Annotated in this window: 15 protein-coding genes; 5 read left to right on the forward strand and 10 right to left on the reverse strand. The window is 58.9% G+C overall.

All coding sequences use genetic code 11. From position 1 onward, the window contains the following. Positions 1 to 243 precede the first annotated feature (243 nt). The 4 genes from PMI27_RS12195 to PMI27_RS12180 form a co-directional block, all read right to left on the reverse strand. Positions 244 to 1,449 carry a multidrug effflux MFS transporter gene (locus PMI27_RS12195; RefSeq protein ID WP_008150550.1) on the reverse strand — a complete coding sequence of 402 codons (1,206 nt, stop codon included), beginning with the start codon at positions 1,447 to 1,449 and terminating at the stop codon, positions 244 to 246. Further along, positions 1,442 to 2,419 (reverse strand): diiron oxygenase, encoded by a 978-nt coding sequence (locus PMI27_RS12190; protein ID WP_008150552.1) that lies wholly within the window; start codon positions 2,417 to 2,419, stop codon positions 1,442 to 1,444. The genes PMI27_RS12195 and PMI27_RS12190 overlap by 8 nt, the downstream gene beginning before the upstream one ends. After that, on the reverse strand, positions 2,416 to 3,495 hold the full coding sequence (locus tag PMI27_RS12185) for a SagB family peptide dehydrogenase (RefSeq protein WP_008150554.1): 1,080 nt from the start codon (positions 3,493 to 3,495) through the stop codon (positions 2,416 to 2,418). Before PMI27_RS12185 ends, PMI27_RS12190 begins: the two co-directional genes overlap by 4 nt. Positions 3,496 to 3,919: 424 nt before the next feature. After that, positions 3,920 to 5,116: a class I SAM-dependent rRNA methyltransferase gene (locus PMI27_RS12180; RefSeq protein ID WP_008150557.1), complete on the reverse strand. Its 1,197-nt coding sequence runs from the start codon at positions 5,114 to 5,116 to the stop codon at positions 3,920 to 3,922. Positions 5,117 to 5,456: 340 nt separating this feature from the next. Here PMI27_RS12180 and PMI27_RS12175 point away from each other — a divergent pair, with 340 nt between their 5' ends. The 3 genes from PMI27_RS12175 to PMI27_RS12165 are packed head-to-tail and all read left to right on the forward strand — an operon-like array spanning position 5,457 to position 7,490. Continuing rightward, the gene (locus PMI27_RS12175; protein WP_165933976.1) at positions 5,457 to 6,272 is read left to right on the forward strand and encodes an HDOD domain-containing protein; all 816 of its coding nucleotides are present in this window, start codon (positions 5,457 to 5,459) and stop codon (positions 6,270 to 6,272) included. 28 nt (positions 6,273 to 6,300) lie between these two features. After that, complete coding sequence (gene mutM / locus PMI27_RS12170; RefSeq protein ID WP_008150567.1) at positions 6,301 to 7,113, forward strand: bifunctional DNA-formamidopyrimidine glycosylase/DNA-(apurinic or apyrimidinic site) lyase; 813 nt, start codon at positions 6,301 to 6,303, stop codon at positions 7,111 to 7,113. A 53-nt stretch (positions 7,114 to 7,166) separates the two neighbouring features. Further along, positions 7,167 to 7,490, forward strand: coding sequence for a hypothetical protein (locus tag PMI27_RS12165; protein ID WP_008150568.1), 324 nt, complete (start codon positions 7,167 to 7,169; stop codon positions 7,488 to 7,490). A 131-nt stretch (positions 7,491 to 7,621) separates the two neighbouring features. On the opposite strand, the gene PMI27_RS12160 is transcribed toward PMI27_RS12165, so the two are convergent. The 5 genes from PMI27_RS12160 to PMI27_RS12140 form a co-directional block, all read right to left on the reverse strand. After that, on the reverse strand, positions 7,622 to 7,873 hold the full coding sequence (locus PMI27_RS12160) for a YfhL family 4Fe-4S dicluster ferredoxin (protein WP_008150569.1): 252 nt from the start codon (positions 7,871 to 7,873) through the stop codon (positions 7,622 to 7,624). 137 nt (positions 7,874 to 8,010) lie between these two features. Then, positions 8,011 to 8,490, reverse strand: a complete 480-nt coding sequence (gene coaD / locus PMI27_RS12155; protein WP_008150570.1) for a pantetheine-phosphate adenylyltransferase — start codon at positions 8,488 to 8,490, stop codon at positions 8,011 to 8,013. Positions 8,491 to 8,605: 115 nt separating this feature from the next. Continuing rightward, positions 8,606 to 10,201, reverse strand: a complete 1,596-nt coding sequence (locus PMI27_RS12150; RefSeq protein ID WP_008150571.1) for a GMC family oxidoreductase — start codon at positions 10,199 to 10,201, stop codon at positions 8,606 to 8,608. A gap of 155 nt (positions 10,202 to 10,356) precedes the next feature. Continuing rightward, positions 10,357 to 10,902: a hypothetical protein gene (locus tag PMI27_RS12145; protein ID WP_008150572.1), complete on the reverse strand. Its 546-nt coding sequence runs from the start codon at positions 10,900 to 10,902 to the stop codon at positions 10,357 to 10,359. A gap of 28 nt (positions 10,903 to 10,930) precedes the next feature. Further along, on the reverse strand, positions 10,931 to 12,361 hold the full coding sequence (locus PMI27_RS12140) for a coniferyl aldehyde dehydrogenase (protein WP_008150573.1): 1,431 nt from the start codon (positions 12,359 to 12,361) through the stop codon (positions 10,931 to 10,933). 146 nt (positions 12,362 to 12,507) lie between these two features. On the opposite strand from PMI27_RS12140, the gene PMI27_RS12135 reads away from it, so the two are divergent. After that, a complete protein-coding gene (locus PMI27_RS12135) occupies positions 12,508 to 13,179 on the forward strand; it encodes a TetR/AcrR family transcriptional regulator (RefSeq protein ID WP_008150574.1) in 672 nt (223 codons plus the stop codon). A 43-nt stretch (positions 13,180 to 13,222) separates the two neighbouring features. After that, positions 13,223 to 14,077, forward strand: a complete 855-nt coding sequence (locus PMI27_RS12130) for a sulfurtransferase (protein WP_008150575.1) — start codon at positions 13,223 to 13,225, stop codon at positions 14,075 to 14,077. 125 nt (positions 14,078 to 14,202) lie between these two features. Here the strand turns inward: PMI27_RS12130 and PMI27_RS12125 are convergent, their stop codons facing one another. Beyond that, entirely contained in the window at positions 14,203 to 15,033 is an 831-nt protein-coding gene (locus PMI27_RS12125; protein WP_008152673.1) for an AraC family transcriptional regulator, read from the reverse strand. Positions 15,034 to 15,036 lie beyond the last annotated feature (3 nt).

The raw sequence follows: 15,036 nt of genomic DNA on the forward strand, positions 1-15,036 counted from the left end.
GCTAATCAGGTATCAAAAGGGAAGTGAGCTTCTATTGACGTCTGGAACACTCAGAAATGGCCGTGTGTCCGGAAGTTGCCGATAACTTTGCGGGATCGCCGCGCGCTTCAGCTTGAGCTCATAAACCCGCCGGGGGATGACTGGCGATGAATGTCGCGATTCTACACGGCTGGCGTCAGGAGGGAATGCCGGAAAAGGGGGATCCAGCACTGACGGGGCGTGTGGGATGACGACCGGCAGGAATCACCCGTTATTCAGCGAGAGCTGCCGACGTGTGATCAGTGCATTGAAGGAAACGCCGACGGTGCTCAAGGCGAGGAAACTCAATGCGAGAGTCGTTTGCAGATGGGCTCCACTCAGATTGATCAGGGCGCTGATCACCCCGCCAAAGATGAAGACCAGCGTGTTCCCGGCCGACGCCGATGTACCGGCACTGTCCGGGAACACTTCCATCGCTTTGGAGGTGGCGACAGGGCGGACGATGGTCGTGCCGGCGGTGCAGATGATCATAGGGATCAGCACGGTCAGGGCTGAAAGCCCCAGCAGATTTGAGAGCAAGAGCATCACCAGCCCCGAAAAGAAGATCAGGCTCAAACCAACAATGATCTGTGTATTGGCCGCGATCCGTCCATCGAGGACTCGAGCGACAATGCCGCCGATGATGTAGGCCACGCCATACAGCAACAATGTCAGGGAAAACTCGTAGGCCGAAAGCTGCAACTGCTCCATGAAGATCAGGGGCGAGATGACAATGAAGGAAAAGTGGCAGGTGAAGGCGATGGCGGCGATCAGCCAATAGCCGAGGAAACCCGCATCGCGACAGACGCGCCGGTAGGACTGAAGAATGCTTCGGCGCGGGGTTGTGGCGGTGTGCCGGTTTTCAAGAAAGAAACAGGCCTTGAGGAATACCGCAGCGGCGAGGGCAATAAAAACAATGAAACTGGCGGGCCAGTCCAGTGCCTGTTGCAACAGGGTGCCAGCCAGTGGCGAGACGGAAATGAAGATCCCGCTGGCGGTGACCATCAGAATCCGCAGTTGATCCCGCTCCTTGCCGTCGAACAGGTCCTGGACCAGCGCCTGCGAGAGTACGAAGCAACCGCAGCCGATGGCCTGCACCACCCGGAACATCAGGAACCAGGCGTAGTCGGTGGACAGCACGCAACCCGTCGCACCGACAATCGAGACAGCCATTCCCGCCAGCAGCAGACTTTTGCGCCCGATGACATCCGAGAGTGGACCGACCAGCAGTTGGGAAAGTGCGATCCCGATGGCAAACAGGCTGATGGAAAATGCGATGTCGGCTGGCGTGGTCCGGAAGTGTTCGGCCAGCGCCGGGAACGATGGCAGCAGAACATCCAGAGGGAAGACCCCGAGCATCACCATGGCCATTAACAGTGTGATCGCAGAGCGGCGGTGTTTGACACTGACCGCAGATTTTCCTTCATCCATCGACAAGTCCTGCCTGTACGAAGAGCTGCTGGTTAAAAGGCAGGTCGAAAAAACCTGCCTTTTCCATTGCCTGTAGCGTCGCGCCTGCACCTGATCGGGCGCGCTGAAGGCAGGCTTGCGGGCCGGTCAGGGTACTGAGGATTTCTGCGACGCAATTCTCCCTGAGGCCCACGCTGTTCAGGCTTTCCTTCAGCCAACGCTCATCGACCTCAAAGAACATCAGGAGGATGTCCACCAGCAGCTTCGCGGCGAACGTGCGTTGGCTGCTGTTCAGGGTCAGCCACAGATAATGGAACACTTCGCAAAAATAACGACTGTGTCGGGCCTCGTCGGCGAGGTGGTCCCTGAGCATTTCCTGGACGCTGGACACCAACTCGTTGCGGCAAACCTCGAGCAGTTCCCTGGCGATGATGGTCTCTGACACGAAACCGACGAGAAACCAGGCCAGCGCCTTATGCCTCTCTGGGCAGTGGTCAATCAGGGCGTTCAGTCGGGTAATGCGATGTGGCATCACCGGGCGTTGGGTCATGCCGTAGAGGTCGGCTATCTGCTCGGCGAGACTATTGGAGAACAGCGCGTGATAACCCTCATCGGTATAAAGCTGGAGGGCGGCCGTTTTCATCCGTCGGGGGATGGACGCACCAAGCTCATCGTGGACGATGATTTCCACGGAGCGGTTGACGATCCGATGTTCGAGCCGGGTGGTGTAGTCGAGGAAATACACCAGATGGTTGGCCGATAATCGATGGGTGATCGCGCTGCCGGCGGCTTCAATCACCGGGTGATTCAGGTAGGACAAGAAGGCGGGCGGGAACCAGTGTCGTGTTTCCAGTTGCCGCTCCAGATCTGATGGCAATTGATAGGTGTGCTCGCTGGTGCGTACCGAGGCTCGGGTGTTCCAGTCACCGAGGGTGAAGCGTTGTGCCCAGGCGTCGGGCAGTGACAGGTCGTCTGTGCGGGGCTCGGTCATTGTTGTGAGCCTCGGCTGCTGAGCAGTGCTTTTAATTCCTTGCACATCACCTGTCCGTCACTCTGGCCGCAGCCCACAAAAAACAACGGTTGTTCGGCGCTGTCCTCGATCCCCAGCAACGTTTCGACCTGATCGTCCGCCAACGCACCGGTCAGCCAGGTGCTTAACCCAAGTGCGGTGGCCACCAGTTGAAAGGTCTGGGAAATATGACCGGCCTCCACGTAGGCCATTCGGTACGCTCGCGAGTGTTCATATTTCCACCACAGTTTGTCGAAGCGAGCGGTGATGAACAGGCCGACTGGCAAGTTGTTGATGAAATGCTGCCCACACAACAACTGGCCCAAGGGCGAGACAGGCACCGGATTGACGAAGCTCAGAGCGTGTTCGTCGGGGTGGTAGGCGTAGAGACCGGGATTCAGGCCGCTGACGTTCTGAACATGAAGAAAACCTTCGCAGGCATTCAGCCCGCCACCGGATGGACTGCTGCGCCGGGCGCCCAGACCTTCAGCGATGGTTTCGTCGATGTCGTTGTCGCGCTCACGCAGATAACCAAGGGACAAATACAGAAGAGTGCTCACATCATCGAGGGAAACCCTTTCACCCGTGAAGGTGCGACAGGTCTTTCGTTCGATCAACGTCTTTACCAGCGCGTTTACCGGGAAGCAGGAAGGTTGAGGCAGGGCAATTCGTTCGGTTGGCGGGCGCTCTGTGCGTCTGGTCTCCGGGGCAGGAGTGGCCAGTACGTCGGCGCAATGGTCCAGATAGTGTCTCGACCATTCATCAATATCTTGGGGGACATATTCACAAGGAATGTTCTTGGTGCCGATATGAAATATCTTCGACAGTTCATCCCAGCCCCATTCAATGGGGGCTTGTATTGAAGGTGCGAGTATTCCCGCGTTCAGGAGTTGCGTGTCTATTATGTTGTTGTCATCAAACTTTTCAGGGGTGTCGATAAGGTGTGCGAGACGGGTTGAATATTCAAGATTCAATTCGAATTGTTTATGGTTCTTGTAATCCCAGACTATTTGGTCGGGCGTGCGAGGAAGTATGAATATATAAGGATTTATCTGCATGATTGGCGATTCACTCTGGTCTTTGCCATAGAAAACGCTGGGTAGCCGGCACTCCCCAGCGTTTCATTTACTTAGCGGACTTTTGGCGCAACCAGAAAAGCCAGGTTAGCGATTTTGTTGGTTTCCAGAGTAATTGCTTTCATGTTTTGAACTCCTTGTAATTGATAGTGAGTGTCACTCCTTTGTGACGACTTAATCATAGTTTGTAATGAGTTCTTATCAAGGGGAAATTGGGTAGGAATATTCCAGTAATTTTGTCGGATTGATCTGAGGGTTGGGTGATTCTTGTAAGTTCTGTCCGCTTAAATAACAGGCAAGGCGAAACGTCCTGCAAGTCATTAAGACCGCTGGAGTAGGAAGTTAGAGAGTTCAATAACAGATAATAGAACGGAGAGCCGGCTGGCTCCCCGTCAAACCGGCGAAATCAGCTGTTTGGCAGCAGACGGCAGGTGATGCTCTTGATGTAGCGGGTTTCGGCGATGGCCGGGTGAACCGGGTGATCCGGGCCCTGACCGCCACGCTCCAGCATCTGGATGTTGCGGTCCAGGTGACGGGCGCTGGTCAGCAGGATGTTCTGCAGATCGTCCTCGGGCAGGTGCATCGAGCACGAAGCGCTGACCAGGATGCCGTCCTTGCTGAGCAGGCGCATGGCTTGCTCGTTCAGGCGACGGTAGGCACCTTCACCGTTCTTCATGTCTTTTTTACGTTTGATGAACGCCGGAGGATCGGCAACGATCACGTCGAAACGCTCTTCGCTGGCTTTCAGCTCTTTCAGGGCTTCGAACACGTCACCTTCAATGCAGGTCATCTTGTCGGCGAAACCGTTCAGCGCGGCGTTGCGCTCGACGCCGTCGAGGGCGAAGGCCGATGCGTCGACGCAGAACACTTCACTGGCGCCGAACGCCGCCGCTTGCACGCCCCAGCCACCGATGTAGCTATACAGGTCCAGCACGCGTTTGCCTTTGGCGTAAGGTGCCAGGCGTGCGCGGTTCATGCGGTGGTCGTAGAACCAGCCGGTTTTCTGTCCCTGGATGACGGGTGCTTCGAACTTCACGCCGTTTTCTTCCAGGGCAACCCACTCCGGCACCAGGCCGAACACGGTTTCGACGTAACGGTTGAGGCCTTCGGCATCACGGGCAGCGGAGTCGTTCTTGAACAGAATGCCGCTAGGCTTGACCACTTGGGTCAGCGCTGCGATCACGTCTTCTTTATGGGCTTCCATGGTTGCCGAAGCGATCTGTACCACCAGGATGTCGCCGAAACGGTCGACTACCAGACCTGGCAGCAGGTCGGAATCGCCGTAAACCAGGCGATAGAACGGCTTGTCGAACAGGCGATCGCGCAGGGACAGCGCGACGTTCAGGCGATGCACCAGCAGCGACTTGTCCAGCGGCAACTTGATGTCGCGCGACAAGAGGCGGGCACAGATCAGGTTGTTCGGGCTCATGGCAACGATGCCCAGCGGCTTGCCGCTGGCGGCTTCGAGGATCGCCTGGTCGCCGGCCTTGAAGCCGTGCAAAGGAGTAGCGGCTACATCGATTTCGTTGCTGTAGACCCACAAGTGGCCGTTTCGCAGGCGACGGTCGGCGTTGGCTTTGAGGCGCAGGCTAGGCAGGGACATGACGTCGCTCCGGAAAAAAGAGCGGGAGTATAGCGTGTTGCGCACGGCCACGGCTTGGCGGATAGACCTGTGGCGAGGGGGTTTACCCCCGTTGGGGCGCGAAGCGGCCCCGAAACCAACAATATCGATTCAACAGACACACCGCGTTTGGCGAATCTACGACTGCTTCGCAGCCGAACGGGGGTAAACCCCCTCGCCACAATGAAATTTCGATGACATACCGACGGGTGTGTCGGATCCAACTTTATAAGGGTTAGAATCGCCGCCTGTCCCAGAGTGTGTACTTATGTCCCCAGAGCTGACTTCCGAACAGATTCAACAGTCCCTGCAAGGCATCAGCGTGCCGGCCCAGCCGCAAATCATGGTGGATTTGCAGATGGAACAGTACATGCCCGATCCGGATCTGGAGGTGATCGCGAAGCTGATCTCCCAGGACCCGGGCCTCTCTGGCGCCTTGTTGAAAATCGTCAACTCGCCGTATTACGGCTTGAGCAACAAGATCGCCTCGATTCAGCGTGCAGTGAACCTGCTGGGCAGCCGCTCGATCATCAACCTGATCAACGCGCAGTCGATCAAGGGCGAGATGAACGACGACACCATCGTTACCTTGAATCGTTTCTGGGATACCGCCCAGGACGTGGCGATGACCTGCCTGACCCTGGCCAAGCGCATCGGCGTCCAGGCCGGCGATGAAGCATACGCGCTGGGTCTGTTCCATGACTGCGGCGTGCCGCTGATGCTCAAGCGCTTCCCCAACTACATGACCGTTCTGGAAGAGGCTTACGCCAGCGCCAGCGCTGAATGCCGGGTGGTGGATACTGAGAATCGGGTGTTCAATACCAACCACGCGGTGGTGGGTTATTACACCGCCAAATCCTGGCGCCTGCCGGAGCATGTGACCGCCGCCATCGCCAATCACCACAATGCGTTGGCGATCTTCAGCGATGAGTCGTCGCGCAACAGTCAGCTGAAAAACCTGCTGGCGATCCTGAAAATGGCCGAGCACATTTGTGCGTCCTTCCGGGTGCTGGGCAACCAGCGTGATGACCATGAGTGGAACAGCATCGCACCGCTGGTTCTCGATTATGTCGGCCTCTCGGACTACGACTTCGAGACCCTCAAACAAACGATTCGTGACCTTGGCGCTCACCGCTGAGCGTTGCACAGCCTGATTCGAGAGCACCATGCCGGAACTGCCTGAAGTCGAAACCACTCGCCGCGGAATTGCACCACACCTGGAAGGCCAGCGCGTCAGCCGGGTGATCGTACGTGAGCGGCGCTTGCGCTGGCCGATCCCCGAAGACCTGGATGTGCGGCTGTCTGGCCAGCGCATCGTCCTGGTGGAGCGACGCGCGAAGTACCTGCTGATTAATGCCGAAGTCGGCACGCTGATCAGCCATTTGGGGATGTCGGGAAATCTGCGTCTGGTGGAAATCGGCACGCCGGTGGCCAAGCATGAGCATGTGGACATCGAGCTGGAATCCGGCCTGGCCCTGCGTTACACCGACCCGCGACGGTTTGGCGCGATGCTCTGGAGCCTCGACCCGCTCAATCACGAATTGTTGATTCGCCTGGGGCCGGAGCCGTTGACCGACCTGTTTGACGGCGAGCGCTTGTTCCAGCAGTCCCGCGGGCGATCCATGGCGGTCAAGCCGTTCATCATGGACAACGCGGTGGTGGTCGGCGTGGGCAATATCTACGCAACCGAAGCGTTGTTCGCCGCCGGTATCGACCCGCGTCGTGAGGCCAAGAGCATCTCTCGGGGGCGTTATCTGAAACTGGCGATCGAGATCAAACGCATCCTGGCGGCCGCTATCGAACGCGGCGGAACCACGCTGCGGGACTTTATCGGCGGTGACGGTCAGCCGGGTTATTTCCAGCAGGAACTGTTCGTGTACGGCCGTGGCGGTGCGCCCTGCAAGGTCTGCGGCACGGAGTTGCGGGAAGTGAAGCTCGGGCAGCGCGCCAGCGTCTTTTGCCCGCGTTGTCAGAGCTGAAACGCACAGGGTCTATAGTCAGTGTTCTGACTGTCTCGCCCAAGGACTGTGCCATGAACCTGTTTCGAACCCTTGTCGTCGTTTTGCTGCTGAGCATCGGTGCGCCAGCGCTGGCAGCAAATGCGGGCAGCGGCGACCCGCGCTACACCATCCAGAATCCCCCGGCGTACGCCATGATCGGCGATTTGCTGATTGCCCGACCTTTGTTGGTCGTGGCGACGGTGATTGGTGCCGGAGCGTTTGTGGTGTCGTTGCCGTTTACCGCGTTGGGTGGCGGCGTCGGCGATGCGGGGCAGGCGTTGGTGGTCGACCCGGCGAAAGCGGCGTTTGTGCGGTGTCTGGGGTGTATCGGGGAAGGGTTTGAGCAGACGGAGTGAAGCCAGTTACTTCTTTGGTGTGGCTGATGGCCCTATCGCGAGCAGGCTCGCTCCCACAGTAGACCGCGATTAACTGTGGGAGCGAGCCTGCTCGCGATAGGGCCGGCACATTCGCTACAAAACTATCTGATTCAAGCCTTGCCGGTAAGCTTCCGGTACTTCTCCATCAACTGCTCTTCAGTCTCCGGGTGCGCCTCGTCCAGCGGAATGCAATCCACCGGGCACACTTGCTGGCACTGAGGTTCGTCGTAGTGGCCGACGCACTGGGTGCACAGGTTCGGGTCGATCACGTAGATCTCTTCGCCCTGGGAGATGGCGGCGTTCGGACACTCGGGTTCGCAGACGTCGCAGTTGATGCAATCGTCGGTGATGATCAGGGACATGCTAACTCCAGCCAGGGCGGAAGGCCCGGGCGCAATAAACCAATGCGCACAATTGTGCCGCATTGGCGCCCGCAGTGCACGCGGACGCGATCAAGGGGAAAAGATCGTCCGAACGCGGCCCGAACCTGCGGCAGCTCCTACTTTTTAAAGCGTTCGTTCAGGGCATCCGCCACCGCAGGGTGTACAAACTTGGTGATATCACCGCCCAAGGCTGCAATTTCACGGACCAGCGTCGAGGAAATGTACGAATAACGCTCGGACGGGGTAAGAAACAGACTTTCCACATCCGGTGCCAGCTGACGGTTCATGTTGGCCAGCTGGAATTCGTATTCGAAGTCCGACACCGCACGCAAACCACGCAGGAACACGTTGGCGTTCTTCTCTTTGGCGAAATGCGCCAGCAGCGTCGAGAAGCCGACGACTTCAACGTTGGGCAGATGTTTAGTGACCTCGCGGGCCAGCGCCACACGCTGTTCCAGGGGAAACAACGGGTTTTTCTTCGGGCTGGCGGCGACGGCGATGATCACATGATCGAACAGGCGCGCGGCGCGTTCGACCAGATCGCCATGGCCCTTGGTAATAGGGTCGAAGGTACCTGGGTACAACACTCGGTTCATCGCGTCGTCCTGGCGGGAGTCCGTTGGGGAGTCGGATGGTATCGCAGCCTTCCCGGTCGGCCAAGTCGCCTTTTGGGTAAGAAAGCACTATAGACGCTTGGAATATTCTCCCTTTTCATGGGTTTTTCAAACGTTCGGCCAAAGAAGTTGCTATCTGCGCTGTCAGCCCGTAGACCGACAATTGTGGGTTTGCGCCAATGCTGGTGGGGAACAGAGAGCCATCATGAATCGACAGATTGCTTAGCTGATGATGCCGGCCGAGGCTGTCGGTCACGGCGTTTTTCGGGTCTTCACCCATGGCACAACCGCCCATCACATGGGCGCTGCCCAGGCGTGTGCGATACAGCTCCAGGCTCAGGCCGTCGATCAGCGTGCGCGCTTCGGCGAGGGTTTTCACGTAGCGAGCGTCGGCGTGCATGGGCATTACCGCCTTGGCACCGCCCGCGAACTGGATCTCGGCCATGCTGTGGAACGCCCGACGCAATCCGTCCCAGGCATAAGGTGAAACCTGATAGTCGAGCACCGGCGTGCCATCGCCGCGCAACTCGACGCTGCCGCCGGGGCTGTCCGGGTGAAAACCGTCCCGCAGCAACGCCAACATGGCGTGGGTGTGGGGCAGGTTTTCCATGTGCTGGGCGTTTTCCTTGCCGAAACCGCCGAGCAGGGTCGTAGCCAGCGCCGGGTGCAGCGGTGGCACTTCGAGTTTGTAAGACATTTTTCCGGTGGTGCCGTCCTGCCATTGGAAATGGTCGGAATAGATTGACTGTGGTGCACCATAAAACGGGTTGATCACCTCGTCGAACAGCCCGGCCGACATGTTCACCAAGTGTAGAAAAGTCCGTTTACCCAACCGTTTGTGCGGATCCGGTGCTTCTGAGCGCATGAGCAGCGCCGGGCTGTTGATTCCGCCGCCGGCCAGCACGTAATGCCGGGCCTTGACCGTGACCGTGTGTCCGGTAGGCGCGACGCAGCGCTCGTCCATCGCTACGCAATGCAAGCCCGTGACCTTGTCGCCGCTGATCAAGAGCTTTTCGGCGCGAGCCAGATAGAGCAACTCGCCGCCTTTTTCCAGGGTCGCCGGGATGGTCGTGACCAGCATCGATTGCTTGGCGTTGGTCGGGCAACCCATGCCGCAGTAGCCCAGGTTCCAACAGCCACGCACGTTGCGCGGGATCACATGCCAGGCATAGCCAAGTTTTTCGCAGCCTTTGCGGATCACGTCGTTGTTGGCGTTGGGCGGGATCATCCAGGGGGCGACGCCCAGGCGTTGTTCCATTTTTTCGAACCACGGCGCCATCTCGGCCGGCGTGTGGCCTTTGACGTCGTGTTCCTTGGCCCAGTGGTCGAGGGTCGGGTCCGGCGTGCGAAAGCTGGAGGTCCAGTTGATTAGTGTGGTGCCACCCACCGCCCGGCCCTGAAGGATAGTGATCGCGCCGTCCTTGCTCATGCGGCCGATGCCTTCCTGATAGAGGCTGGTGTAGGCTTGGTCTTCGAGCATCTTGAAGTCGCTGCTGGTCCTGAGCGGGCCTTCCTCGATCAGCAATACCTTGTAGCCCGCGGCGCTGAGGATTTCGGCGGTGGTGCCGCCCCCCGCGCCGCTGCCGATAATCGCCACGTCCGCTTCGAGGGTCAGGTCCTGGGTCAGTTGTGAGCCGTTATAGGTTTTCCAGCCACGGGCCAGGCCTTCGCGGAACGGATCGGGTACGGGCATCTTCAGGTTCTCTTCTTATTTTGAGTTCTGTGGTGAGGCGGCTGACGCCTTCGCGGGCAAGCCTTGCTCCTACAGGGTTTGAGTCGTTCACAAAAGGGTGGCCCACCTCAAACCCTGTAGGAGCAAGGCTTGCCCGCGATTGGGTCGACTCGGTCTTAAACGGTGGGCGGCCCGGGATACCCGCAATGCGCCCACGACTCCGCCCGGCTGTACCACGCCATCATCACCAATTGCAGCAGCGAGCTGTGACCCATGCGTAGCAAGCTCAGCGAGCTGTTTTCCCAGCGATCCATAAAGTGCCGGATCTCCTCGCTGCTGGCGTTTTCCCAACTGCCCCAAATCCCGGTCAGTGGTCCGCGGGTGATGCTCATTCCCAGCACGTCGAATAACTGCCGGGTCAACTTGAGCATTTCCGGCGATAGATGATTCAGACCGTTATCCAGGCAGTGCAGGGTTTCACCTACGGCCGCGGGCATTTTTTCGACGGCCACCGCGCCGTCGAGCATCACCGGAATCAGTGCCCGCAGAAACAGCAAGTCACCGCTGCGCAGAATCGCGAAGCCGCTGGCCGGTACGCTCGATGAACAACCGCTGAGGCTCGCGCCCAAACCGGTGGTGGCGAGAAAAGCGCTGGCACCCAGGCTGAATTTAAGCAAGCCGCGCCGTGACAGCGCGGGTGTGTCGGACAGACTTGGGCTCATTATTGTTATTACCCGAAGGGGATGATCGTTAGCGGATAAACAGCTTCTGGATCAGCTTCTGAATGGATTTGCCGTACGGCGGGTAGATCAATTTCGCCGCATTGAACCGCTGTTTGATCAGCACACCTTTGGCTTTGCTGAAGGTCAGGAAACCTTCGTGGCCGTGGTAATGGCCCATGCCCGAGGCGCCGATGCCGCCGAATGGCATGTCGTCTTGAGCGACGTGCAGCAGGGTGTCGTTCAGGCACACGCCGCCGGAATGGGTTTCGTGAAGTACGCGGTGTTGCTCGCGCTTGTCGTAGCCGAAGTAATACAGGGCCAGCGGACGAGGTCGCTCATTGATGTAGGCAAAGGCCTGATCCAGGTCCTTGTACGGAACGATCGGCAACAGCGGACCGAAGATTTCGTCCTGCATCACCATCATGTCGTTGCTGACGTTGAGCAGCAGGCTGTGGCCCATGCGGCGCCCCTGGCCCTTGTCGAACAACGGAATCAGCAGCGCGCCCTTGCTGGTGGCGTCGCTGATGTAGCCGTTGAGGCGCGCCAATTGTCGGTCATTGATGATCGCGGTGTAGTCCGGATTGTCGGTCAAGGTCGGATAAAACCCGCGAACCGCCTGACGATAGGCTTCGATGAAAGCTCCGACGCGATCTTCCGGCACCAGCACATAGTCCGGGGCCACGCAGGTCTGTCCGGCGTTGAGCGTCTTGCCGAAGGCGATGCGTTCGGCAGCGTCCTTGAGCGGCACGTCGCGAGACACGATGGCCGGGGATTTGCCGCCGAGTTCGAGGGTCACCGGGGTCAGGTTCTCGGCCGCCGCACGCATCACGTGTTTGCCGATGCTGGTGGCACCGGTGAACAGCAGGTGATCGAACCGCAATCTGGAGAACGCTACACCGATATCGGCTTCGCCCAGCACCACGCAGACCAGGTCTTGCGGGAAGATTCGGCCCAGCAGTTCCTTGAGCAACACACCGGTGGCGGGGGTCGATTCGCTGAGCTTGAGCATCACCCGATTGCCTGCCGACAACGCGCCTACCAATGGGCCGATGGCCAGATACAGCGGGTAGTTCCAGGGCACGATCACCCCGACCACACCCAACGGTTGATAAATGACTTTGGCCGCCGCGGGTTGAAAGGCAACCCCGACCTTGCGCTTCGACGCCTTCATCCAGCCTTTGAGGTGCTGACTGGCGTAGTGAATGCCGTGCAGGCTGGGCATCAGTTCGGCGAGCAGGGTTTCATCGGCGCTGCGATGGCTGAAATCCTGGCTGATGGCATCGATCAATGCCTGACGCTCATTGCTCAACAGATCGCGCAGGGCTTTTAGCCATTGCTGGCGCTGGCCGGCGGGCGGCATCGGGTTGGCGGCATACGCCGCGCGTTGGGCGTCGAACAGGGTCTGGAGCTCTTCCAGGGGCTGCTGCAGGTTCTGCAGGTAGGCGATGTCAGCAGTCATGGGCGGCTCCGGATTTATTGTAATGAGGGACTTTTTAGAGTCTATGCTCTATAAAGTCAAATGACATCCTGGCGCAGCTTTGTTTTATCCACTCGCGGATAGGTCGTAAGATGCCCGTCAACGCCTTTTGAATTAAAGCCCAAGCCATGGCCCCTCGGATCAAAACCAGCGAGCGCATCGTGCAGAACAGCCTGGAGCTGTTCAATCAGCGGGGTGAGCGCAGCATCAGCACCAACCACATTGCTGCCCACATGGAAATTTCCCCGGGCAACCTGTACTACCACTTCCCCAACAAGCAGGCGATCATCGCCGTGTTGTTCAGTGAGTACGAAAGCCTGGTGGACAGCTTCCTGCGCCCGCCCCAGGGGCGTGCCGCCACGGTCGAAGACAAGCGTTTCTACCTTCAGGAATTGCTGGCCGCCATGTGGCGCTACCGGTTTTTGCACCGTGATCTGGAGCACTTGCTCGACAGTGATCCGGAGCTGGCCGCCCGTTATCGGCGCTTTTCCCAACGCTGTCTGATCCATGGCACGCACATCTACGCGGGCTTCGTCGAGGCCGGCATCCTGCAAATGGACAAGGTTCAGATCGAATCCCTGACGCTCAATGCCTGGATCATCCTGACGTCCTGGGTGCGTTTTCTGTGCACCACGCGTGAAAATTCCAATCACCTGAGCGAGCAGGCCATAAAACGTGGTGTGTATCAGGTGCTGGTGCTTGAGGCCGGTTTTGTCACGGATCAGTCTCGCGATGCGGTGAATGCGCTGTTCGAGGAGTTTTACGTGCCGTTGGCCCAGGCGCTTGAAGAAGTGGGATAGAAAGTGCAGTAGGATCAAACATCGCCTATCACAGGAGCCCGTTATGCCCATAGCGCAACTGATCAGCCCGCAAGCGTTGGACCTGAAAAAGGAGCAGCCGGGGCTGGTGATTCTGGATTGTCGTTTTGCCCTCGAAGACCCGGATTACGGTCAGCGCAGCTATGCCGAAGGGCATATCGCCGAGTCGAGCTTTGCCGATCTTGAGCGTGATTTGAGCGGGACAGTGGTCAAGGGTGTGACCGGGCGCCATCCATTGCCTGAACCTGAAGACTTGATCGAACGCCTGCAAGCCTGGGGCGTCAACGCCGACAGCGATGTGGTTTTGTACGACGACGGCCCGGGTGCCTACGCGGCGCGGGCCTGGTGGTTGCTGGCCTGGCTGGGTAAACGTGATGGCGTGTTCATTCTGGATGGCGGGCTCAAGGCTTGGCACGCAGCCGGTTTGCCCCTGAGTCTTGATGCGCCGCAGATTGAACGTGGCACCTTCACGGGGACGCCGGACAACGCGCTGGTCTTGAGCGCCGAACAGCTCCAGAAACGTCTCGGCCAGCCTGCGCTGACCCTGCTTGATGCCCGCGGCTTGCCGCGTTTCAAGGGCGAAGTAGAACCGATCGACCCGATTGCCGGGCATATTCCCGGCGCGCAATGCGCGGCGTTCACAGACAATCTGGGCAGCGACGGGCGTTTTCTGCCGGCCGATCAGCTCAAGCAGCGTTTTGCCGAGAAGCTTGGTGATCGTTCGCCGACCGATCTGGTGGCGTACTGCGGTTCTGGCGTGACGGCCTGTCACAACCTGTTCGCATTGTGCCTGGCCGGCTATCCGTTGGGCTCGTTGTATGCCGGCTCATGGAGCGAGTGGATCAACGATCCTGCGCACGGCATCGCCATAGGCGAATAAACGCTTAACCCATGTGGGAGTGAGCCTGCTCGCGATTGCGGTTTAACATTCAACATTGATGCTGACTGGCACACCGTAATCGCGAGCAGGCTCGCTCCCACAGGGGCAATTGATGCGTTGAGATATCACCGTAGGCGGGCACTTCTATACGCCCCCGGCCCAACCCCATAAACCTGCTTGAACTGCCGGCTCAGATGACTCTGGTCAGCAAACCCCAGCTGCGTCGCCACTTCCAGCGGCAAGCAACCATTCTGTAACAACGCCCGAGCCCGAGCGATGCGCTGCTGCATCAGCCAGGTGTGTGGTGGCATGCCCGTGGCGCGGCGGAACACCCGGGCGAAGTGGAAGGGCGAAAGGTTGACCGCCGCGGCCAGTTCTTCCAGCGAAGGTGGCGTCGCCAATTGTGCTTGCAGCAGATCCTTGGCCAGCGTCACCGCGCGATGTTCCTTGCCCGGCTTGCCGGCAATCGGCACGCTCGCGTGCCGTTGCAGCAGCGACAGCATCATTTCCCGCCAGACCGTTTGTTGTTGCAGGGCCGTGGACGGACTTTCCAGCAGACGATGCAGTTGGCAGAAACCCTTCACCAGATCCGGATCGCGATACAGCGTCGCGCCGAACGCCGGCAAGTTGTTGGTCGGCAGTTCCAACTCATCGAGTAGCGACAGAATCTGACCGCTGTCCGGATAGAACGCCCGATACAACCAACCATCCTCCGTGCCTTTATGGCCAGTGTGCAGTTCGTCCGGATTGATCAGCACCAGCGTGCCGCTGCCGGCCAGGTGTTCGGCGCCGCGATAGCGATAGCGCTGGGCGCCGGCCATGATCATGCCGATCACGTAGCCGTCATGCACATGGGGTGCGAAACGGTGTTCGATATAGCGCGCGGACAATAGCTCGACACCGGCCAGCGGTGCTGTTTGCCAGAATCGGATCGACTCGCCCTGATCGACGTCCATGGC

The organism is Pseudomonas sp. GM41(2012) (genome assembly GCF_000282315.2).
GTDB lineage: Bacteria > Pseudomonadota > Gammaproteobacteria > Pseudomonadales > Pseudomonadaceae > Aquipseudomonas.

Coding starts and splice junctions, on each gene's coding strand:
- PMI27_RS12195 (WP_008150550.1), bottom strand. CDS start 1,449: ATGGATGAAGGAAAATCTGCGGTCAGTGTCAAACACCGCCGCTCTGCG.
- PMI27_RS12190 (WP_008150552.1), bottom strand. CDS start 2,419: ATGACCGAGCCCCGCACAGACGACCTGTCACTGCCCGACGCCTGGGCA.
- PMI27_RS12185 (WP_008150554.1), bottom strand. CDS start 3,495: ATGCAGATAAATCCTTATATATTCATACTTCCTCGCACGCCCGACCAA.
- PMI27_RS12180 (WP_008150557.1), bottom strand. CDS start 5,116: ATGTCCCTGCCTAGCCTGCGCCTCAAAGCCAACGCCGACCGTCGCCTG.
- mutM (WP_008150567.1), top strand. CDS start 6,301: ATGCCGGAACTGCCTGAAGTCGAAACCACTCGCCGCGGAATTGCACCA.
- PMI27_RS12165 (WP_008150568.1), top strand. CDS start 7,167: ATGAACCTGTTTCGAACCCTTGTCGTCGTTTTGCTGCTGAGCATCGGT.
- PMI27_RS12160 (WP_008150569.1), bottom strand. CDS start 7,873: ATGTCCCTGATCATCACCGACGATTGCATCAACTGCGACGTCTGCGAA.
- coaD (WP_008150570.1), bottom strand. CDS start 8,490: ATGAACCGAGTGTTGTACCCAGGTACCTTCGACCCTATTACCAAGGGC.
- PMI27_RS12150 (WP_008150571.1), bottom strand. CDS start 10,201: ATGCCCGTACCCGATCCGTTCCGCGAAGGCCTGGCCCGTGGCTGGAAA.
- PMI27_RS12145 (WP_008150572.1), bottom strand. CDS start 10,902: ATGAGCCCAAGTCTGTCCGACACACCCGCGCTGTCACGGCGCGGCTTG.
- PMI27_RS12140 (WP_008150573.1), bottom strand. CDS start 12,361: ATGACTGCTGACATCGCCTACCTGCAGAACCTGCAGCAGCCCCTGGAA.
- PMI27_RS12135 (WP_008150574.1), top strand. CDS start 12,508: ATGGCCCCTCGGATCAAAACCAGCGAGCGCATCGTGCAGAACAGCCTG.
- PMI27_RS12130 (WP_008150575.1), top strand. CDS start 13,223: ATGCCCATAGCGCAACTGATCAGCCCGCAAGCGTTGGACCTGAAAAAG.
- PMI27_RS12125 (WP_008152673.1), bottom strand. CDS start 15,033: ATGGACGTCGATCAGGGCGAGTCGATCCGATTCTGGCAAACAGCACCG.